Annotated in this window: 20 protein-coding genes and 1 tRNA gene; 8 read left to right on the top strand and 13 right to left on the bottom strand. The window is 71.3% G+C overall.

The annotated features are described in order from the left end of the window. Positions 1–216: 216 nt before the first annotated feature. Positions 217–768 (bottom strand): hypothetical protein, encoded by a 552-nt coding sequence (locus LO762_RS26650; RefSeq protein ID WP_230618776.1) that lies wholly within the window; start codon positions 766–768, stop codon positions 217–219. A gap of 286 nt (positions 769–1,054) precedes the next feature. On the opposite strand from LO762_RS26650, the gene LO762_RS26645 reads away from it, so the two are divergent. Then, on the top strand, positions 1,055–2,929 hold the full coding sequence (locus LO762_RS26645; protein WP_230618775.1) for a glycoside hydrolase family 15 protein: 1,875 nt from the start codon (positions 1,055–1,057) through the stop codon (positions 2,927–2,929). 82 nt (positions 2,930–3,011) lie between these two features. Continuing rightward, positions 3,012–3,788 carry an MBL fold metallo-hydrolase gene (locus tag LO762_RS26640; protein WP_230618774.1) on the top strand — a complete coding sequence of 259 codons (777 nt, stop codon included), beginning with the start codon at positions 3,012–3,014 and terminating at the stop codon, positions 3,786–3,788. Between the two features lie 19 nt (positions 3,789–3,807). Here LO762_RS26640 and LO762_RS26635 read toward each other — a convergent pair whose 3' ends face one another. Beyond that, positions 3,808–5,544: a GMC oxidoreductase gene (locus tag LO762_RS26635; protein ID WP_230618773.1), complete on the bottom strand. Its 1,737-nt coding sequence runs from the start codon at positions 5,542–5,544 to the stop codon at positions 3,808–3,810. A 121-nt stretch (positions 5,545–5,665) separates the two neighbouring features. Between LO762_RS26635 and LO762_RS26630 the strand changes: the two genes are divergently transcribed. After that, positions 5,666–5,944 carry a DUF6401 family natural product biosynthesis protein gene (locus tag LO762_RS26630; RefSeq protein ID WP_230618772.1) on the top strand — a complete coding sequence of 93 codons (279 nt, stop codon included), beginning with the start codon at positions 5,666–5,668 and terminating at the stop codon, positions 5,942–5,944. 144 nt (positions 5,945–6,088) lie between these two features. On the opposite strand, the gene LO762_RS26625 is transcribed toward LO762_RS26630, so the two are convergent. The 6 genes from LO762_RS26625 to LO762_RS26600 form a co-directional block, all read right to left on the bottom strand. Next, positions 6,089–6,955 carry a hypothetical protein gene (locus LO762_RS26625; protein WP_230618771.1) on the bottom strand — a complete coding sequence of 289 codons (867 nt, stop codon included), beginning with the start codon at positions 6,953–6,955 and terminating at the stop codon, positions 6,089–6,091. 193 nt (positions 6,956–7,148) lie between these two features. After that, positions 7,149–8,417 carry an ABC transporter substrate-binding protein gene (locus tag LO762_RS26620; RefSeq protein WP_230618770.1) on the bottom strand — a complete coding sequence of 423 codons (1,269 nt, stop codon included), beginning with the start codon at positions 8,415–8,417 and terminating at the stop codon, positions 7,149–7,151. Then, positions 8,414–8,995: an ATP/GTP-binding protein gene (locus LO762_RS26615; protein ID WP_230618769.1), complete on the bottom strand. Its 582-nt coding sequence runs from the start codon at positions 8,993–8,995 to the stop codon at positions 8,414–8,416. The genes LO762_RS26620 and LO762_RS26615 overlap by 4 nt, the downstream gene beginning before the upstream one ends. Further along, positions 8,976–9,347, bottom strand: coding sequence for a DUF742 domain-containing protein (locus LO762_RS26610; RefSeq protein WP_230618768.1), 372 nt, complete (start codon positions 9,345–9,347; stop codon positions 8,976–8,978). The genes LO762_RS26615 and LO762_RS26610 overlap by 20 nt, the downstream gene beginning before the upstream one ends. Position 9,348: 1 nt before the next feature. Next, the gene (locus LO762_RS26605; RefSeq protein WP_308104611.1) at positions 9,349–9,756 is read right to left on the bottom strand and encodes a roadblock/LC7 domain-containing protein; all 408 of its coding nucleotides are present in this window, start codon (positions 9,754–9,756) and stop codon (positions 9,349–9,351) included. Continuing rightward, positions 9,746–12,010 (bottom strand): ATP-binding protein, encoded by a 2,265-nt coding sequence (locus LO762_RS26600; RefSeq protein WP_230618767.1) that lies wholly within the window; start codon positions 12,008–12,010, stop codon positions 9,746–9,748. Before LO762_RS26600 ends, LO762_RS26605 begins: the two co-directional genes overlap by 11 nt. A 128-nt stretch (positions 12,011–12,138) precedes the next feature. Between LO762_RS26600 and LO762_RS26595 the strand changes: the two genes are divergently transcribed. The 4 genes from LO762_RS26595 to LO762_RS26580 all read left to right on the top strand — a co-directional run bounded on the left by LO762_RS26595 (position 12,139) and on the right by LO762_RS26580 (position 15,231). After that, entirely contained in the window at positions 12,139–13,050 is a 912-nt protein-coding gene (locus LO762_RS26595) for an LLM class F420-dependent oxidoreductase (protein ID WP_230618766.1), read from the top strand. Between the two features lie 113 nt (positions 13,051–13,163). Beyond that, complete coding sequence (locus LO762_RS26590) at positions 13,164–13,673, top strand: response regulator transcription factor (RefSeq protein WP_230618765.1); 510 nt, start codon at positions 13,164–13,166, stop codon at positions 13,671–13,673. A gap of 170 nt (positions 13,674–13,843) precedes the next feature. Beyond that, positions 13,844–15,148 (top strand): nitrate/nitrite transporter, encoded by a 1,305-nt coding sequence (locus tag LO762_RS26585; protein ID WP_230618764.1) that lies wholly within the window; start codon positions 13,844–13,846, stop codon positions 15,146–15,148. A gap of 6 nt (positions 15,149–15,154) precedes the next feature. Further along, a tRNA-Lys gene (locus LO762_RS26580) sits at positions 15,155–15,231 on the top strand. A gap of 195 nt (positions 15,232–15,426) precedes the next feature. On the opposite strand, the gene LO762_RS26575 is transcribed toward LO762_RS26580, so the two are convergent. The 3 genes from LO762_RS26575 to LO762_RS26565 all read right to left on the bottom strand — a co-directional run bounded on the left by LO762_RS26575 (position 15,427) and on the right by LO762_RS26565 (position 16,789). Then, complete coding sequence (locus tag LO762_RS26575; protein WP_230618763.1) at positions 15,427–15,663, bottom strand: EF-hand domain-containing protein; 237 nt, start codon at positions 15,661–15,663, stop codon at positions 15,427–15,429. 86 nt (positions 15,664–15,749) lie between these two features. Then, positions 15,750–16,604: an alpha/beta hydrolase gene (locus LO762_RS26570; protein ID WP_230618762.1), complete on the bottom strand. Its 855-nt coding sequence runs from the start codon at positions 16,602–16,604 to the stop codon at positions 15,750–15,752. After that, a complete protein-coding gene (locus LO762_RS26565; RefSeq protein ID WP_230618761.1) occupies positions 16,601–16,789 on the bottom strand; it encodes a hypothetical protein in 189 nt (62 codons plus the stop codon). The genes LO762_RS26570 and LO762_RS26565 overlap by 4 nt, the downstream gene beginning before the upstream one ends. An 85-nt stretch (positions 16,790–16,874) precedes the next feature. On the opposite strand from LO762_RS26565, the gene LO762_RS26560 reads away from it, so the two are divergent. Continuing rightward, complete coding sequence (locus tag LO762_RS26560; protein WP_230618967.1) at positions 16,875–17,237, top strand: helix-turn-helix domain-containing protein; 363 nt, start codon at positions 16,875–16,877, stop codon at positions 17,235–17,237. Positions 17,238–17,325: 88 nt separating this feature from the next. Here the strand turns inward: LO762_RS26560 and LO762_RS26555 are convergent, their stop codons facing one another. Both LO762_RS26555 and LO762_RS26550 read right to left on the bottom strand, forming a co-directional pair. Further along, on the bottom strand, positions 17,326–18,063 hold the full coding sequence (locus LO762_RS26555) for a polysaccharide deacetylase family protein (RefSeq protein ID WP_230618760.1): 738 nt from the start codon (positions 18,061–18,063) through the stop codon (positions 17,326–17,328). A 129-nt stretch (positions 18,064–18,192) separates the two neighbouring features. Then, positions 18,193–19,095 (bottom strand): family 16 glycosylhydrolase, encoded by a 903-nt coding sequence (locus tag LO762_RS26550; RefSeq protein WP_230618759.1) that lies wholly within the window; start codon positions 19,093–19,095, stop codon positions 18,193–18,195. Positions 19,096–19,171 lie beyond the last annotated feature (76 nt).

Genomic DNA, 19,171 nt, shown 5'->3' with positions numbered 1-19,171 from the left:
GACGCGGTCAGCCGAGGTCACGCGATGCTGGATGTGGCCTCCTAGCTGGGCCTGAGCACGTCAGCAGGGGGGTTCGGGCGGATGATCTTGGTTGTGATCCTGGGTGTCGCCGGTTCAAGCCCGGTCATCCACCCCGAAGTGAAAGGCACTGGGCGTCGGTGACGGCCAGTGCCTTTTTGTTTGGGGGAGGGCCCGGGGGCCGGGCCCTCGTGGGGGTCAGCCGCCGGCCCACCAGCGGTAGCCGCCGTCGAAGTTGCCCTGGATGGTGGCCCAGGGCTTGTAGGTGCGGCCGTTGCCGGTGTAGTAGAACTTGCCCTGGGTGCGGGTGGTGACCGAGCTCCAGGAGCCGGTGTGCGTGAGACGCTTCTTGGCCCAGCCGCGCCAGCGCCACGTGGCGCGGTCGTAGGTGTAGCTGCGGTACTTGGCCTTCGCCGAGACGACCTGGTAGCCGTCGTAGCACCAGTTCAGCCGTACCTTCACCCAGATCAGCCAGCGGCCCTTCTTGGAGGCGCGACGGCCCTGCTGGCGCTCGTACCAGCGGCAGGGGGCCTTGCGGATGGCCTCGGCCTCGGCGGCGGTGTAGCGGGTGCCGTCGCGCCGGGCCTGGGCGAGCACCTCAGCACCGGAGATCGTCCCCTGCCGGATCACGGTGTCCTCGACACCGAACCCGTCAGCGCCGGGAGATGCGGCGGCGGCCGGGGAGACCACGGCGGCGTGTCCCGCGGCCAAGGCCAGGGACAGTGCCGCCACGGTGATGAAACGTCGCATGAGCGTCTCCTCACGTAAGGGATCAATAAGGCCCGGCGAGCGTAACAAGATCGAAGCAATCAGGTCAGCTCACTACAAAGAAACCTAGATCACACTCTTCCCCTCCGATTCGCTTTTTGGACCGCTCCACTGCCGCACCCGCCCCGGCCGACCTGCGCTTTCGCCGGACCCGACACCCGCCGCCCATGACAAAAGCGAAATTCCGGGAATGTGTCGTATGACCGGGTTCCTGGCTTCGCGGCGCGCGGGGGACACCAGGGACAAGACGGCGAACGGGGGTGCCGCGATGACGGACTATCCGGAGATCGGCGACCACGGCATGGTCGGCGACCTGCAGACGGCGGCGCTGGTGTCGGGCGCGGGCGAGCTCGACTGGTGGTGCGTGCCGAGGTTCGACTCCCCCAGCGTCTTCGCCTCTCTCCTCGACAGGGAGCTCGGCGGCTTCTGCGCGCTGTCCGCGCGCGCTGACTCGACGCGTCAGCTGTACCTGTCCGACACCGCCATCCTCCTGACGCGCTTCATGTCACCGGACGGCGTGGGAGAGGTCGTCGACTTCATGGTGCCGCTCGCGGACTCCCCCGCGACCGACACCCACCGGCTCATCCGGGTGGCCCGTACTGTGCGCGGCTCCATGCGGTTCACCCTGGAGTGCCGCCCGCGCTTCGATTACGGACGCGCCCCGCACACCCTGGAACAGCCCGCAAGGGGAGCCGCCGTCTTCCACGGCCCCGCTTTCGACCTCCACCTGGACTCGCTCGGGCCCGTCGAGCTCACGCGGGACGGCGACGACGTCACCTCGACGTTCACCCTGACGGCCGGGCAGAAGGCCGCCGTCATCCTCACCAGCTCGTCGTCGGGGCCGCCGCCCGCGCCGTCCGAACCCGAGGTGCGGGCCGCGTTCGACGCCTGCCGCCAGTTCTGGCACCGCTGGCTGCGGCCCTGCCGCTACCGGGGCCGCTGGCGCGACATGGTGAACCGTTCGGCCATCACCCTGAAGCTGCTCACCTACGAGCCCACCGGCGCGCCGATAGCCGCCGCGACGATGGGCCTGCCGGAGCAGATCGGAGGCGAACGGAACTGGGACTACCGCTACACGTGGGTCAGAGACGCCTCCCTCTCCGTGCGCGCGCTCATCGAGCTCGGCTTCACCCGCGAGGCCGACGCGTTCCGCCGCTGGATGCGCGACCGCCTCGACGCGGGCGGGACGGCCTCCGGCGAGCCGCTCCAGATCATGTACCGGGTGGACGGCGACACCCGGTTCACCGAGGAGGCGCTCCCCCACCTGGCGGGCTACCGGGGCTCCACGCCGGTCCGGGCGGGCAACGCGGCGGCGAACCAGATCCAGCTCGACATCTACGGCGAGGCGGCGTGGGCGCTCGCGCAGGGCCCCGGCGTCGCCCAGGTCCACGGCTGGCAGGCGCTCGCCGACGTGCTGGACTGGCTCGCCGTCCACTGGGACCGGCCCGACGAGGGCATCTGGGAGACGCGCGGCGGCAGGCAGGAGTTCACCTACAGCCGCCTCATGACCTGGGTCGCGTTCGACCGGGGCATCCGGCACGCGTTCGAGCACTCCCGGCCCGCCGACATCGAGGGCTGGTGGGCCGCACGCGACGCCGTCTACCGCCAGATCGTCGAGCGCGGCTGGCACGCGGAGCGGCGCGCGTTCGTCCAGCACTACGCCACCGACGTCCTGGACGCCTCGCTGCTGCTCATGCCGAGCGTCGGGTTCGTGTCCCCGCGCGACCCGGCCTGGACGAGCACGCTCGACGCGATGGACCGCGAGCTCGTCAGCGACGGCCTCGTCTACCGCTACAACCCGGCGGCCTCCCCTGACGGCCTCCTCGGCGAGGAGGGGACGTTCAACCTGTGCAGCTTCCTCTACGTGGAGGCCCTGGCCCGTTCGGGCAGGGTGCAGCGCGCCCAGTACACGTTCGACAAGATCCTCACGTATGCCAACCATGTGGGGCTGTTCGCCGAAGAGCTCGGGCCGTCAGGCGAGCAGTTGGGCAACTTCCCGCAGGCGTTCACGCACATCGCGCTCATAGGCGCCGCCATCGCCTTGGACGAGTGCCTGGACGCGGCGTCCCCCTGGGAGGCGTCCGGCCCTGAGACGTCACCCTTCGAGGGATCTTCTTTCGCGCCGCCTCCTTGGAGTCCTTGACGCTGCGCCGACCCTTTCGGAGTGGTCGCGTCGAGATGCGGCCCGATATGACGGAGTGAGGAGACGGACCTCGGGGGGCGAGATGAAGGGGACGGTCACCGTCGTCGGCAAAGGGCAGGTGAAGGCGCACAGCTACCGGGCGCCCGCCGACGGTCTGCACGTCACGACGCAGCTGATCGAGACGCCTAAGCGGATCATCGCGATCGACGGCCAGCTCACGCTGGAGTACGCCGACGAGGTGGTCGAGTACGCGCGGGGCCTCGGCAAGCCGCTCGACCGGCTGATCATCAGCCACGCCCACCCGGACCACTTCCAGGGCGCGGGCCGCTTCGGCGTCCCGATCCACGCGCTCCCGGAGACGATCACCGCGATCGGCGCGATGGGCGATCTCACCGACCCGTCGGGCCGGGCCGTGCCCCTCGCCGACGTCATGCCGGGCGTGAAGGTGGTGGAGGGCACCGACCTGATCGACGGCATCCCGTTCGTCTTCGACCATCTGCGGGGCGGCGAGGTGGCCGACACGCTGGTGGTGGGCCTGCCCGAGCACCGGATCCTCGCCGCGCAGGACGTCGTGAGCGACCGGGTGCACCTGTGGCTCGCCGACCGGGACTTCGCCGGCTGGGAGGCCAACCTCTCCCGGCTGACGAGCCAGCACTACGAGACGATCCTGCCCGGCCACGGCGCCCCCGTGGGCCCGGAGATCTGGACCGCCGTCACCGACTACCTCACGATCGCCCGCGACTTCGCCGACGCGGACGCCGACACCTACAGGGCGGCGATGACCGAGCGGTTCCCCGACCACGGCGGCACCGAGATGATCGACCTGGCCTTCGCGCACCGCGCCGCGCCGCACTCCTGAACCCGGGGCGCGGAGGCGCTCAGCCCCAGCCGGGCGCCTCGTCGGGGTCCGGGCCGACCCCGACCATGGGCAGCGGCAGCAGCAGGGCGCCACGGGCCGTCTCGGGCACGACGGGACGGCGCGGGGCGACCGGCGCGAGCCTGACGTACGCGTCGCCCTGGGCCGGACGGCGGTCGGGGTCGCCCCTGTTCGGCCACAGCGCCATCGCCCGCTCGGCCTGTGCGGTGATCGTCAGCGCGGGTCCGGTGCCGGGGTCGGCGGTCAGCGCGGAGGCGTCGACGACGTGCAGGTTCGGGTAGCCGTGGACGCGGTGGTAGGGGTCGATCACCCCGGTGATGCGGGAGACTCCGATGGGGCAGCCGCCCAGGAAGTAGGCGGTGGCGCGCACCCCGAACAGGTCGAGGAGCGAACCCGACGCCTTGGCGTGCATCCGGCGGGCCATGACGCGGACCGTCCCACGGACCTGCGGGAAGCGCTCCGATCCGGCGCGCGGCTCACGGAAGCGCAGGCGGAAGCCCGTCAGGGTGCGTTCCTCGAACACGGTGAAGACGGCGGCCTTCGTCCTGGTGGCCATGAGCAGGACGCTGCGGTCGGACCAGCGGCGCTGGTCGAGCCGGCGCAGGGCGCTCGCGGGATCGGCGGCGACCTGCCGCAGCGCCTTGCGCCACCTGGCCCTCGCGCCGGGGTCGACGAGCGGGCCGCGCAGCAGCCCCACGACGTTCGAGCCGCTGCCGTAGCGGACGGGTTCAAGGCGGACGCCCGCCTCCGGCATCACCGACGAGGTGACGGCGACGCCCCGGTTCACCTGGGTCTCCGGGGGCCCGGTGAGCGCGCGGACCGTCATCGGCGCCGCCCTGCAGAACGTGCCCAGCGTGTCGGAGAGCTTGGGGAGGAGCCGCGCCGCCTTCATCCGGTGCAGGAGCCGCAGGGTGCCTTCGGTCCCGGCGGCCAGCACCACCTGGGGCGCGCGGAACGTCCGCCGCCCCGACGGCACGGGCCCTGGGCGCACGCACTCGACGGTGAACCCTCCGGACGCGTCGGGGCGCACCGCCACCGCCTCGCAGGAGGGGAACACGGCGGCCCCGGCGCGTTCGGCGAGATGGAGGTAGTTCTCCGGGAGGGTGTTCTTGGCCCCGTGACGGCAGCCCGTCATGCATTCGCCGCACTCGATGCACCCCCGGCGGGCGGGCCCCGAGCCGCCGAAGTACGGGTCGGAGACCTGGGTTCCGGGCGGGTCGTTGAAGAACACGCCGACCGAGGCGCGCCGGAAGGTGTCGGGGACTCCCGTCTCGGCGGCGGTCTGGCGCAGCAGGAGGTCGGCGGCGGTCGTCGTCGGGTTCTCCACGACGCCGAACATCCGGGCCGCCTGGTCGAAGTACGGTTCCAGCTCGCTCTTCCAGTCGGCGATGTGCGACCACTGCGGGGCGGTGAAGAACCCGTCGTCGGGCCGCTGGAAGACGTTCGCCGAGATCAGTGATCCGCCGCCCCAGCCCGCGCCGCCGAGGACGACCATCCGGCCGCCCCGGTCGCCGCGCATGATCGCCGTTCGCTGGATGCCGCGCAGGCCGAGGGCCGGGTTCCACAGGTAGTCGCGGATCCGCCATGACGTGGCGGGCAGCTCGGCCCTGCGGCGTCGGCGGCCCGCCTCCAGGACGCCGACCCGGTAGCCCTTCTCGGTGAGCCGGAGCGCGGCGACCGCGCCGCCGAAACCGCTGCCGATCACGAGCACGTCGAAGTCCGTCGCCGCAGTGTCCATGCCGGGGAGGTACCCCGCCGGTTAATCCGACAGATCTTGAAATGGCCCTTATTTGCAGGGTTTCGCTAATTATTTACCCCCGGATTTTCTCTTGACGCGAACTTGACTTAGAGTGAGTGCCATGCCTGGAGAGACCCCCTCGATGACCCCCCTCGGCCCGCTCGACCGGATCGGCTTCGCCCCCGGCCTGCGCGCCGCCACCGACCAGCACGCGGCGGCCGTCCGCGACATCCTGCAGACCAGCGGCCTGGAGACCAGCCGCCAGACGCTCCAGGAGTACCTCGACGGCTTCCTCAGCGGCTGCGCCGAGACGGGCTGGACACTCGGCCCACGCCTTGACTGGCACGCCCAGCGGATGCTCGCCGTGCAGCGCATGATCGAGGCCGTCCCGCCTGGGTGAAGGCGGAGACGGCCTCGGAAGAGCGTCCCTGCGGCCCGGTCCCCCGGGCTTCTCGGAATGCTCGGACTGCTCGGACTGCTCGGACTGCTCGGACTGCTCGGACTGCTCGGACTGCTCGCGGCTTTTGGGTGGTGCGTCCCGGCGCTAGGGCGTCTGCGGCGGGCGCTGGCCCTGCCACGGGTCGCCGCCCTGGCCCTTGCCGCCCGTGCCGGTGCCGGTGCCGGTCGTGCCGCCCATGCCCCGGCCGCCGGTGCCCGCCGGGCTCGTCGCCCCGGCGTCGTGCGGCATGCCCGACGCCACGCCCTCGCCGCGCATCGCGTCCTCACGGCCGCGCTCGCGCGCGCCGCCCCGCCGCGAGCGGGTCTCGCGCTCCACGCCCTCCAGCCAGCGCTCCCAGCGCGCCTGCATCGGCCGGATGAGCCCGCCGCCGAGGCCGATCGCCAGGATCGCGCCGACGGTCGCCAGCACCGCCACCAGCACCGGGCCAGTGATCGCGGTCGCCACCCCGATCTGGTTGAGCGCGGCGATCACACCGAGCGCGACCACAAAGATCTCGACGATGTTGGCGAGCAGCCGCCCGTAGGAGAGGTCGCCCAGCGCCGCGTTGGTGATGTTCTTCAGCGCGTGGCCGACCGCGGCGGCGATCACGACGAGCACGATCGCGACGATCAGCCTGGGGATCCAGGCGACGATCGCGGTGAGGAACGCGCTGATCGGGTTCGCGCCGAACACGCCGAACGCCATCTGCAGCGCCACCAGCAGGATGGCGTAGTAGACGAGCGTCCCCACCAGGCCCGACGCCGTGTAGTCGCTCCTGGAGAGCGCCTGGCCGACGAAGCCGCGCTCGGTCAGCCGGTCGAAGTGCACCTTCTGCAGCAGCCGGGTGACGACGTTCCGCAGGATCTTCGCGATGATCCAGCCGACCACGAGCACAACGACGAACACGACGATCTGCGGCAGTGTCCGCACGACGGTGTCGAACATGCTCTGAAAACTCTGTCCGATGTTCATGGGCCACTCCCCCGAAACGGTCCCTGTCGTCCAGATCCCTACCCCCGCCCCCGTCCGGAAAGGTCCGCAAAGAGGAAAGATCAGGCATTTCAGGAAGCATTTCGGGAAGAGGGGGGAGCGCCGGAGACGCCCCCCGCCCTTCCGTCACCACCCGGTCCGCCGCGCACGGCCCAGGGTGGCCCGGTGAGCCCGGTCAGCTCACCGCGTTGTAGCAGGCGGAGTTCAGCGCGTGCCCCTCCGCCGTCGCCCCCTCGTAGAAGTCGGTGACGACCCGCACCCCGGTGTACTCCCGGGTGTCCGGCCTGCTGATCACGTTCCCCCGGTAGGGACGCGTCAGGTCGCCCGCCTCCGCCGGGAGGATGCCCTCGTAGTCGACGCCCTTGAGGTCGCGCACCGCCTCGAGCAGCCGGGCGCGGGTGAGCGGCCCCGAGGCCACGGTGGCGCGCAGCGCGGCGGCCAGCGGGTAGGAGAACGCCCAGCCGCTCACATAGGCGTCGTCGGGCACGACGTCGCCGAGTTCGCGGCGCATCGCGGCGTGGCCGGGCGAGTCCGAGGCGAACGGCCACCAGGGGCCGGCCAGCCAGTGCTGCTGCCGCACGCCGGGCAACTGCGCCATGGTGTGGTGCCAGCTCGTCGTGCTGCCGAGGAACCTGCCCTTGTACCCCGCCTCGATCGCCCCGGTGATCAGCGCGGACGCGTCGGTCGGCGTCGTCGCGATGACGATCAGGCTGGGCTTGGCCTTGAGCACCCGCTCGACGGCCCCCGCCCCGCCGTTCGTCTCCAGGACGATGTCGGTGAAGCCGTACCCGTGCCGGGTAGCGGCGAGCTTGGCGCCCGCCGCGGAGTCGGCGCCGAACTCGCCCGCGTAGTGCACCGAGACCACGTTCTTGATCTTGAAGGGCTGGTCCTCGAGCGGGAAGTACTCGGCCGCGTAGTCGATGAGGTTCATCGACTCGAAGCAGTAGTTCGCCGCCGACTCGACGACGTTCGTGGCGAACGCCCACTGCGAGCTCCAGCTCACCGGCGTCGTCACGAGCTGCAGGCTCTCCATCTGGGGCAGCACCTTCAGGGTGTGCGGCGAGCCGACCATCTGGGCGTACGCGAGCACGTCGTCCTTGGTCTCGTTGAACAGCCGCTCGTGCGTGGCGACGTCGTAGCGGGTGTCCCGCAGGTAGGTGCGCACGTCGATGTCGTAGCCGCCGATGCCGCCCTGCTTGTTCACCCGGTCCCAGAACGCCTGCTGGCCGTCGGTGGTGAGCGTCGTCAGCGGGCTGAACGGCCCCGAGAGGTCGGCGAGCGTGCCGAGGTAGATGCAGCCGTTGCCGGGGTTCACCGGGCGCGGACACGCCGCCTCGGTGACGCCCGGCGTGCCCGGCGCGGGCACCCGGGAGCCGTCGGAGCAGCCGGTGAGCAGGGCGAGGGACGCGACGACGGCGGTCGCGGCCGCGGTGATCCGCTTCATTCCGGACGCTCCGTACGCTCAAGGACATGCCGGACGAGTGTCACCAACGCGTTCTTGGCGGACTCCCGCATCCGCGCGTCGCACAGCACGACGGGCACCCGCGGGTCGAGGTCGAGCGCCGACCGCACGGTGTCGGAGTTGTAGCGCTTGGCCCCGTCGAAGCAGTTCACCGCGACGACGAAGGGCAGCCCGCGCTCCTCGAAGTAGTCGACCGAGGCGAAGCAGTCCGCGAGCCGCCGGGTGTCCGCGAGGACGACGGCGCCGAGCGCGCCCGTGGCCAGTTCGTCCCACATGAACCAGAAGCGGTCCTGCCCCGGGGTGCCGAACAGGTAGACGCTGAGCCCTTCGCGCAGGGTGATCCTGCCGAAGTCCATCGCGACCGTCGTGGTCGCCTTGCTCCGCACGTGGTCGATGTCGTCGATGCCCTCGCTCCGCTCGGTGAGCGGCGCCTCGGTGCGCAGCGGCCTGATCTCGCTGACCGCCCCGACGAGTGTCGTCTTGCCGACGCCGAAGCCCCCGGCGACCATGATCTTGATGGCCACCGGGTCCTGGTCCTGGCTAGAGCGCTGAAAGTCCATCCATCACTTCCTTGAGCAGGCGCGCGTCCGGCAGGCGCGACACGGAGGCGGGCTTGCGTACACGGATCAGCCCGTACCGCAGGAGGTCGCCGAGCAGCACCCGGACGACGTCAACCGGAAGATCGAGGTCGGCGGCGACCTCCGCGACCGAGGGGTGCTCGCCGGCCATCCGCCGGATGAGCTGGTGCTCGGGCCCCAGGGACATCGCTGCCGTGGCCTCGACGTCACCCGGGGCGACGAGATCGACGAGGTCGAGCGCCGTGCCCGACTCGTCGCGGGTTCGGCCCCCCGTCAGCGCGTAGGGGCGCACTATCGGGCCGGCGTCCTCCTCGGCCCATGCGGGCTCGTCCACGTCAGCGGCCCGGCACCCGCGACTGCGCGGACAGGTGCTCGCCGACCCTGCTGACGAGCAAGGCCATCTCGTAGGCGATGACGCCCACGTCGGCGCCATCCTCGGCGAGCAGCGCCAGGCACGCCCCGTGCCCGGCCGCCGTCACGAAGAGGAAGCCCCCGTCCATCTCGACGATGGTCTGCCTGACGCCGCCCGCGCCGAAGTGCTCGGCGGTGCCCCGCGCCAGGCTCTGGAAGCCCGACGCGACGGCCGACAGGTGCTCGGCGTCCTCCCGCAGGAGCCCGCGCGAGGAGGCGATGCGAAGCCCGTCACCGCTCAGCACCACGATGTGCCGCGCCTCGACCACCCGGTCGAGCATCGCGTCGAGCAGCCAGTTGAGGTCCCCCTGGGAGGTGAAATCAGCGCTCACGGTCTTCCCGTCCTTCCTCACGCGCCTGAATTTCGGCCCGCCCGCGCTGCCAGCCCTGCTGCATCGCGGACAGGACGCTGCGTGCCTCTTCCGGCGGCCGGATCACGGGCTGCCCGGGCCCGGACGCGGCCGCGTCCCTTTCCTCGCCGGTTTCCGCGGTCGCCGTCCCGTCGCCGCCCTGGGCGCGCAGCTGCGGCGCGAGGCTGCGTTGCCGCACCCGCTTGGGCAGCTCGCCCTCCCGGTCGGGGACCTTGACGACGACGGGTTCCGGCCGCACCCTGTGTCGGTTCTCCTGCGCCCCAGGGTCCACGCCGGGAGGCTCCGGCGCGGCTTGGGGCACTGGTACGGGCTCCTGCTGTGCGAGCAGGGCTCCGGGGATAAGGGCGATCGCGGTGACGCCGCCGTAGGGCGACGGCTTCAACCGCACCCGGATCTCGTGCCGCTTGGCCAGCCGCGCCACGACGAACAGGCCGAGCCGGGCACTGTCGAACAGGTCGAAGTCGGGCGCCTCGGCGAGGGTCTCGTTGAACGAGGCGAGCTTGGCCTCGTCCAGGCCGAGGCCGCGGTCCTCGATCTCGACCGCGAGGCCGTGCGCGACGAGGTGCCCGGTGACCTCCACCCGCATCTCGGGCGGCGAGTACATGAGGGCGTTCTCGACGAGTTCGGCCAGCAGGTGGATGACGTCGGCCGCGACGGTGCCGGACAGCGCCGCCTCGGGCAGCACGGGCGACACCTTGACGCGGGTGTAGTCCTCCACCTCGGCGACGGCGCCGCGGACCACGTCCATGAGCGGGACGGGCCGCCGCCACGTCCGTCCGGTCGACTGGCCCGCCAGGATGACCAGGCCCTCGGCGTGCCGCCGCATGCGGGTGACGAGGTGGTCGATGGCGAACAGGTCGTCGAGGTCCTCGGGGGTGGCCGCCTTGCGCTCCATGCCGTCCAGGAGGCGCAGGAGCCGCCGCAGCAGCACCTGGTTGCGCCGCGCCAGGTTGACGAACACCGCGCTCAGCCCGCGCCGGGCGGCGGCCTCGCTGACGGTCGCGGCGATGACGGCGCGCCGCGACGTGTCGAACGCCTCGAAGACGCGCGCGATCTCGGCGATCGTGTAGTCGCCCTCGCGGACGTCGGACTCCAGCTCGATCTCGGCGCCCTCCTGGACGAGCGCGGGGATCGCGGGGAGCTTCTCGTGCGTGAACGTGTCGAGTTCCCGCACCATGCTGCGGTTCTCCACGATGAGGCGGCGGGCGAGCCGGTAGCCGACGACAACGGCGATGACGATCGCGGCGAAGCCCACGCCCGTGATCAGGGTGAGCCGGACGAGGCGGTCCCTGGCCCACGTGTAGGAGCGGGCGGCCAGCTCGGCCTGGGTGTCGGAGGCGTAGGCCGTCAGGTCGTTGTGCCAGCGTTCGGCGGCGGTGCGCCAGGTGCCGATGTCCACGGTCGGCGCCCGCGGGGTGCCGCGGTCGGCGATGAGGGCGTCCTCAAGGGTGGAGAAGGTTCGGTAATGCTGGGACTTGTGCAGAGTGTTGAGCTTCGCGGCGTCCGCCGGGTTCATCTGGCGGATCAGCTCGGCGTACCGCGCGCGCTGCGCGCCGACCGTCTTGACGAACGCGGCGTGCTCGGCGGGCGTCGGCGCGCCCGCGGTGAGCGCCCCGGCCAGCAGCGCGTCCTCGTAGTTGAGCAGCTCGAACGCGTCGGCGAGGCTCACCTGGACGCGGGTGTCGCGGTGGATCTCGCCGTCGCCCGCCTCGGCCGCGTCGTAGATGAGGTTCGCCGCGACGATGAAGTCGGTGTACTGGCGCAGCGCGTCGGCGCGGTCGATCTTGTTGGTGGTGACGGCCTGGCGCAGCTCGTCGATGCCCGCCATCCGGTCCAGGAGGTCGCGCGTCCTGGTGCGCGTCAGCTCGTTGGTCGCGCGCTGGTAGCCGCCGGAGCCGGTGTGCGCCCTGACGGCGTTCGCCGTCCGGTCGGTGATGGCGCGCTGGGCCTGCAGGCCCGTCGGGCCGATCGCCGGGTCCTCACCGAGGAACGCCATCGACATGCGGCGCTCGGCCTGCAGCGAGATCGTCAGATTCCGCACCGGCTCGACGACCATCGTCACGTAGTCCCGCGCCGCCAGCAGGCGAAGGCTGTCCTGGAGCGTCACCGACAGGATGACGCCCCACAGCACAACGAGCGCGACCACCGGCACCGCCAGCAGTGAGACGATCATCCGCCGGATGGAGCGCGTGCGGCGCCGTTTCAGCCCACCCATACACGCTTCCCTCGTAGTGTGACTCAGTTCACAGAAGGGATGATCTTAGCGTGACATTTGGCCGAAATTAAGACGTAAACGGAAACAGCTTGGCAACCGTGTCGACATCGTCAGGGAAGGTCCCCCGCATGGAACTCCGTATCTTCACCGAACCCCAGGAGGGCGCCGCCTACGGCGACCTCCTCGCCGTCGCCCAGCAGGCGGAACGCCTGGGCTTCGGCGCGTTCTTCCGATCCGACCACTATCAGAAGATCGCGGGCGGAGGCGACGGCCTACCGGGTTCCACCGACGCCTGGCTGACACTGGCCGCCCTCGCCCGGGAAACCTCGACGATCCGCCTTGGCACCCTCGTCACAAGCGCCACCTTCAGGCTCCCCGGGCCGCTCGCCATCAGCGTCGCCCAGGTGGACGACATGAGCGGCGGACGTGTGGAGCTCGGCCTGGGCGCGGGCTGGTACCTCGCCGAGCACGAGTCCTACGGCATCCCGTTCCCGCCCGTCGGGGAGCGCTTCGACCGGCTCGAAGAGCAACTGGAGGTCATCACCGGCCTCTGGCGGGCCGAGGGGGCGTTCGACTACGAGGGCGCCCACTACCGGATCAGGAACTCGCCCGCGTTGCCCAAGCCCGTCCAGGCGGGCGGCCCGCCTCTCATCATCGGAGGCGTCGGGCGCAAGCGGACACCGGCCCTTGCGGCACGGTTCGCCGCCGAGTACAACGTGCCGTTCCACTCCGTCGCCGACACCGGCGCCGCCTTCGACCGGGTGCGGGCGCTCGCCGACCGCGAGCTCGTCTACTCGGCGGCGCAGGTCGTCTGCTGCGGCAAGACCGAGGCGCAGCTCGCCCAGCGCGCCGCCGCCATCCACCGCGAGGTGGACGAACTCCGCCAGAACGGGCTCGCGGGCACCCCCGGCGAGCTGGTCGACCGGATCGGGAGGTTCGCCGAGCTCGGCGCGACCCGCCTCTATCTCCAGGTACTCGACCTTTCCGACCTGGACCACCTGGAACTCGTCGCGTCCGAGGTGATGCCTCAACTCGGATGAGCCCTTCCGCCGGTTCTCCCAGCGGGATCCGTGACTGAGAGGTATACCGCCGGTCACGTCCGGGGGGTTAGCATGCCCCCTTCCGGAACGGGCGATCTCAGGGAGAGCCGGCGATGGGCACGATGGGAGACGGACGGGAGCCCGTGAGGGTCCTTGTGGTGCACGCGGACGCACGCACCAGGGCGGACCTGGTGGCGCGCTTCTCCGTCCCCGACGAGACAGTGGTGGTCGGCGACACCCCCGCCGACCCGCTTCCGCATGTCCTGCGGCTGCGGCCGGACGTCGTCGTCCTGGACGACCCCGTCTTCGCGTCCGCGTTGGACAAGCGGTGCAGGGTGCTCCTCCTGGGCACCGACCTCGCTGAGACGGGCGGCCCCATGGACTTCATCCGGGCCGTCCGGGCGGCGGCCAAGGCCGGGCTCGGGCTTTCGGCACGGGAAGCGGAGGTGATGGATCTCATCGCCTCCGGGCGCTCCAACGGCGAGATCGCCCGCGAGCTGTACCTGAGCGAGAAGACGGTGAAGAACCACGTCAACCGGATCTACGCCAAGCTCGGCGTGCCCAACCGGGCGGTCGCCATCGCGCTGTGGCGGGGGGTGCTGGCCGACCGCGCGATCGGCTGACACCCGCTTTCACGGCGTGACCGAATGGTTACCCTCTGGAAGACAACCGTTGGCCCACGTGGCGCATCCTCCTCATCGACCGACGACGGGGACGGACGGGGAGGCGCCGCATGTACTGGATCTGACCCTGGGGGACGGGGCGGAGTCAACGAACCATAAAGTTATGGATCGTGCCAAACGCCCCGATCCCTCCCGCACCCGCGTCCCGGGACCGGCTGACCACCGCCTGGGTGCTCAGCGCCGTCGCGGTGCTCGCCTACGTCGCCGCGGTGCTGCACCGGACGTCCTTCGGCGTCGCGGGCCTCGACGCGTCCGAGCGGTTCGGGATCTCGGCGGGCGTGCTCTCCTCCTTCACCGTCCTGCAGATCCTCGTGTACGCGGGACTCCAGATCCCCGTAGGGATCCTGGTCGACAGGTTCGGCCCGCGCACGACGATCGTCATCGGCGCGCTCCTGATGGCCGGAGGGCAGGCACTGCTGGCGTTCGCCCCCGACGTCGGATGGGCGATCTGCGCGCGCGTGCTCGTAGGCGCGGGCGACGCCACGACGTTCATCAGCGTGCTCGGCATCGTCAACGGGTGGTTCCCGCCACGGCACGCGCCCCTGGCCACCCAGCTCGTCGCCATGCTCGGGCAGATCGGGCAGATCCTCAGCGCGATACCGCTCGTCGCGCTCCTGCACGGGCCCGGATGGACGTCGGCGTTCACGTCCGTGGCGGCCGTCGGCGTCGTCGTCGCGGTGCTGTGCCTGCTCGTCCTCCGTGACCCCCCTGTGCTCGCCGCGTCCCGCCGGGCCGCCGCGGGGTCCTCCGGGGCGCGCCCGGGGCTCCTGACGTCGCTGAAGGCCGCCTGGCGGCTCCCCGGGACACGGCTGGGCATGTGGACGCACTTCACCACGCAGGTCGCGGCCAACGCCTTCGCCCTGATGTGGGGCTTCCCGTACCTCGTCACCGCGCAGGGGCTCGCGCCGGCCACGGCCGGGACGCTGCTGACGGTGTTCGTCATCGCGGCCATGGCGGCCGGACCCGTCCTCGGGCACGTCCTGGGGCCACGGCCCGCCCTACGGGTGCGCGCGGCCGTCGTCATCGTGCTGGTCCTCGCCGCCAACTGGACCGTCGTGCTGCTCCTGCCGGGCAAGTCGCCGCTCTGGCTGCTCGTCCTCCTGACCGTCACGACGGCCGTCGGGGGGCCCGCCAGCATGATCGGCATGGACCACGCCCGCGACCACAACCCGCCCGAACGGCACGGCGTCGCCGCGGGCATCGTCAACGGAGGCGGCTTCTTCGCCGCCGTCTGCGCGATCCTCGCCATGGGCCTCATCCTCGACTTCGCCAGCCCCACCAACGCCTTCACCCCCACCGCCTTCCGCCTGGCCTGGCTCGCCCTCTACCCCATCTGGCTCATCGGCCTCGTCAACATCGCCCGTTCCGCCCGCACCACCCGATTCGCACAAGTCCCCCACCCCCGCTACCCTTGACCCAACGCGCCGCTAGCTCAGTTGGTTAGAGCAGCTGACTCTTAATCAGCGGGTCCGGGGTTCGAGTCCCTGGCGGCGCACCACCGAACAGCGCGGCTCCCGAGCCGCGCTGTTTCGCGTTCCAGGCCCGTTCCCGGCCTCCTGCCGACCCACCGCGAGAGTCTTGTGCCGTCGCCGTCGGAGGTCGGCGGCGGAGTTGTTGAGGCCGCTGGCCCGCTTCGGTCGGGGCCGGAGCGGGCCGGGCGGTCGTTGTTCGTGGGGTGGGGGCGGGGCCGGGGTCAGTCGGCGTTGAGTTCGGGGAGGTTCTTGGCGAGGGGGATGAACTCGGTGACGTCCAAGTATCCGTTGTGGTCAGTGTCGTACTCGGCGAAGAGGGCATTGATGATGCCGGAGAGGTCGTCGATCTCGGCGGCGGGGAACATGCCGGCGATCGCGGCGGTGACCTCCTCGACGGTGAGTTGGCCGTCGCCGTCGGTGTCGTAGCGGGCGAAGACCGCCTCGTACTGGTCGGACATGGTTCCCTTCCGGGTGGGAGCTGGCGTCGGCCCTGATCGTAGCCAGTCGCGGAAGGGGGCGGCGGGCGGCGCGCGCCACATCGGCGCTAGGCCGTGCGCACGCGGTGGAGGAAGGCGGCGGTGGCCGTCACGGCGGTGGTGACGTGGGGTTCCACGTCGTAGAGGTCGATGTGCTCCTTGGCGTCGACCCACAGGATCTCCTTGGGGCCCGGCGAGCGGGCGTGGAGCGCCTCGGCGAGCTCCGGCGAGCAGTACGCGTCGGCGCGGCCGTGCACGACGAGCAGGGGCGTGTCGCCGAGCAGGTCGGCGGCCGAGAGGGCGTCGAAGGTCATGAGTGAGTGCAGGGAGCCGTGGGTGACGTGCGGGTTCCAGTGGGGGGAGGCGGATCGGGAGGTGCCGTAGTAGGTGTAGGGCTCGTCGCCGGGCATCGCGGCCTCGCCGCCGTCGGGCGCGACGGCGGGCAACAGCTCGTCGTAGCGGTCGAGGAACCCCGCGAGGGCCGCACGGTAGTTCGCCACGCCCATGCCCGAGACGATGTGGGCGGGGCTGTTGTAGGCGCCGGCGATGCCCACGACGGCCGCGACACGCGGGTCGGAGGCGGCGGCGCGGACGGCGTAGCCCCCGCCCAGGCAGACGCCGACAACGGAGACGCCGGACACGTCGGCGCGCTCCGCCAGCACCGTGAAGGCGTCGCGCAGGTCGGCGAGCTTCCCCTGGACGTCCTCGTGCCCGCGGCGTCCCCCGCTCTCGCCGAAACCGCGATGGTCGAACGCGAGGGTCACAAAACCCTCGGCCGCCAGCCGCTCCGCGTACAGGCCGACGACCTGCTCCTTCACCCCGGTGAACGGCCCGGTGAGCACCACGCCGGGCCACGGCCCGGCACCCGACGGCAGCCGGAGCACCCCGACAAGGTCGGCCGCACCGAAGACGAGCCGCGTCATCGCCCCTCCCCGACGAGTTCGGCGCCGAGCGCGACGAGCCGGTCGAGGCCGGCGCCGACCTCCACCAGAGCATCGGAATCGGCGCGGCCCTCCGGGCCCACGCCCTTGGTCGTCTCCGGGAGGGAGCCGTGGGGGTGGATGCCGGTGTCTGCCGCCGTGTAAGGGTGGGCTCTAAGCTCGGTCATGAGCGGGACGTTAGGCGGCCCGTCCACGACCGGAAAGAAGGCACTTCCGCGTGCCCTTCACCTCGGGGAGGCCCCCTTGTCACTGGTGATACCGGATGTGCTCGAGGAGGCGTGCGCCACCCGGCAGGCCCTGGAGCGGCTCGGCTCCAAGTGGCGGATCCTGCTCGTCTACGGCCTGCTGGCGGGCCCGCAGCGCCACTCCGAGCTGCGCCGCCGCGTCCCCGGCATCACCCAGAAGATGCTCACCGAGACCCTCCGCGGCATGGAGGCCGACGGCCTCGTCCACCGCGAGGTCCTCAAGGAACGCGCCCCCCAGCACGTCGAGTACTCCCTCACCCCCCTGGGCAAGACCCTTCAGGAGCCCCTGGCCGCCATCTGCACCTGGGCCACCGCGAACCCCCCGAACCTCCCCCACAGCACGACATCCACCCACGAGGGCAGCCACTAAGGCAGACGACACGGCTAACGCGCCCCTCAAGCACGTCCACGACAGCAGCGCGGGCGACGGGTGTGCCCGTCGCCCGCGCTCAGGGGTCCTACCAGTGGGCGGCCTCGGCGTAGTGGTACGTGCCGGGCCACGCCTCGACCGGCGTCGTCGTGGGAACGATCTTGCCCGCGCAGATGCCGCGGTCGGCGAGCCCGGAGACGATGTCGGGAATCGCCGCGAGCGTGGTCTCGTAGCCCTCGTGGAGCAGGATGATGCCGCCGGGCTCGACCTCCAGGGCGTTGTCCACGATCTCCTCGGCGGTGACGCCGTTGTAGTCGTAGGAGTCGGCGGTCCACAGGGCCTCGGTCATGCCGAGCGTGGTGGCGTGCGCGCGGATGGCGGCGTTGGTACGCCCGTACGGGGGCCGGAACAGAGTGGGGGCCACCCCGGTCTGGGAGAGCAGGATCTGGTTGGTGCCGAGCAGTTCGTTGAACGCGTCGGTGCTGTCCAGTTCGTCCAGGAACGGGTGGGAGAAGCTGTGGTTGCCGATCCAGTGCCCGTACTGCGCGAGCAGGTCGACGTGCTCGGGGTACTCCAGGGCGTGCGCGCCGGTGAGGAAGAACGTGGCGCGGACCCATCCCGCGTCGTAGAGCGCCTGGACGTAGTCGGGAGTGAGCTCCGAAGGGCCGTCGTCGAAGGAGATGGCGACGAAGCCGTTGGCACAGGGTTCGTCGGCGGAGGCTGACGTCGAAGGGGAGGCCACGGTGGCGAGCGCCGTGGTCAGGGCGAGAACGCAGGCGGTGAGGCGGCGGCGGCCGCGTCGGGAGCCCGGGGGACGAGGCGACATGGGAATCCTGAAGGTGCGTAAGCCGAAGGGGCGGTCGGCGCGTCCCAGCCCGAGGGAGGCGGCGACCGGCTGCGCTGATCGTAGCCCTCGCGCCGACGGCGTCACCTCACCGGCAAGGGAACGATGCAGTCACGACGCGGTGTCAGAAGGCAGGGCGTAAGCGCGGACGTAGTCCACGACCATGCGTGCGGGAAACGGCGTCTCGGCGTCGGGGTCGCCGGGGAAGGGGCCGCCCACCGCCAGGTTGAGGACGACGAAGAACGGGTGGTCGAACACCCACTCGCCCGGGATCGTCGCGCGGGCGACGGTGTGCACGACGTAGCCGTCGATCATGAAGGTGAGCGCGTCAGGCGTCCAGTCGAGGCTGAAGACGTGGAAGCGCGCTGAGAAGTCGGTGCCAGGGCCCGGTGAGTACTGCCTGCTGATGCCGACGCCCGAGTAGCCGGGCCCCTGGACGGTGGCGTAGTACCTGTCGATGAGGTCGCCGCGCCGCTCCATGATGTCGATCTCGCCGCAGGCGGGCCACGGGTTCTCACGGTGGTCGCCGCCCAGCAGCCAGAAGGCGGGCCACAGGCCGCGTCCGTTGGGCGTCTTGATGCGCGCGGTGATCCTGCCGTAGGTGGGTTCGAACTTGCCCTCGGTGGTGATGCGCGCGGAGGTGTGCTTCCCGGCGGCCGTCTTGCGCGCCGTGATGACGAGCCTGCCCTTGCCGTCCAGGGCGACGTTCCTGCGGCTGTTCCGCTCGATCTCGCCGGTGTCGGGCGTGGTCGTCTCGATGTTCCACCGCGCCGGGTCCGGCTTGGCGCCCCGGGGGCCGGTGAACTCCTCGCGCCACACCAGGCGCAGGCCGTCCGGGCGGTCGGCCCTGGCGACGTCCTCCGGGCCGAGCACCGGGTGCTCGACCGGGGCCGCCGCCTCCTTCTCCCAGAGGCCGCGCATCCAGGCGGGCGGCCCCAGATTGATGACCACGGCCACGGTGAAGCAGACCGCTACAAGAACGAACATTCCGAGGGTGCGGAGGGCTTGTCTCACGTCGTTTCCTGAGGGGCCGGGGTCGGGGCGCGCGCCGATCGGATGAACGGGGAGGAATCATCCGTCAACCGCCCTG

This window comes from Actinocorallia sp. API 0066, from assembly GCF_020991275.1.
Lineage (GTDB): Bacteria > Actinomycetota > Actinomycetes > Streptosporangiales > Streptosporangiaceae > Actinocorallia.
Note: the sequence above shows the minus strand (reverse complement) of the source record. Positions and strands in the feature narration are given on the sequence as shown.

Bases quoted from the DNA above. Each gene is read 5' to 3' on its own strand.
- LO762_RS26650 (WP_230618776.1), bottom strand. From the start codon at position 768: ATGCGACGTTTCATCACCGTGGCGGCACTGTCCCTGGCCTTGGCCGCG.
- LO762_RS26645 (WP_230618775.1), top strand. From the start codon at position 1,055: ATGACGGACTATCCGGAGATCGGCGACCACGGCATGGTCGGCGACCTG.
- LO762_RS26640 (WP_230618774.1), top strand. From the start codon at position 3,012: ATGAAGGGGACGGTCACCGTCGTCGGCAAAGGGCAGGTGAAGGCGCAC.
- LO762_RS26635 (WP_230618773.1), bottom strand. From the start codon at position 5,544: ATGGACACTGCGGCGACGGACTTCGACGTGCTCGTGATCGGCAGCGGT.
- LO762_RS26630 (WP_230618772.1), top strand. From the start codon at position 5,666: ATGCCTGGAGAGACCCCCTCGATGACCCCCCTCGGCCCGCTCGACCGG.
- LO762_RS26625 (WP_230618771.1), bottom strand. From the start codon at position 6,955: ATGAACATCGGACAGAGTTTTCAGAGCATGTTCGACACCGTCGTGCGG.
- LO762_RS26620 (WP_230618770.1), bottom strand. From the start codon at position 8,417: ATGAAGCGGATCACCGCGGCCGCGACCGCCGTCGTCGCGTCCCTCGCC.
- LO762_RS26615 (WP_230618769.1), bottom strand. From the start codon at position 8,995: ATGGACTTTCAGCGCTCTAGCCAGGACCAGGACCCGGTGGCCATCAAG.
- LO762_RS26600 (WP_230618767.1), bottom strand. From the start codon at position 12,010: ATGGGTGGGCTGAAACGGCGCCGCACGCGCTCCATCCGGCGGATGATC.
- LO762_RS26595 (WP_230618766.1), top strand. From the start codon at position 12,139: ATGGAACTCCGTATCTTCACCGAACCCCAGGAGGGCGCCGCCTACGGC.
- LO762_RS26590 (WP_230618765.1), top strand. From the start codon at position 13,164: ATGGGCACGATGGGAGACGGACGGGAGCCCGTGAGGGTCCTTGTGGTG.
- LO762_RS26575 (WP_230618763.1), bottom strand. From the start codon at position 15,663: ATGTCCGACCAGTACGAGGCGGTCTTCGCCCGCTACGACACCGACGGC.
- LO762_RS26570 (WP_230618762.1), bottom strand. From the start codon at position 16,604: ATGACGCGGCTCGTCTTCGGTGCGGCCGACCTTGTCGGGGTGCTCCGG.
- LO762_RS26565 (WP_230618761.1), bottom strand. From the start codon at position 16,789: ATGACCGAGCTTAGAGCCCACCCTTACACGGCGGCAGACACCGGCATC.
- LO762_RS26555 (WP_230618760.1), bottom strand. From the start codon at position 18,063: ATGTCGCCTCGTCCCCCGGGCTCCCGACGCGGCCGCCGCCGCCTCACC.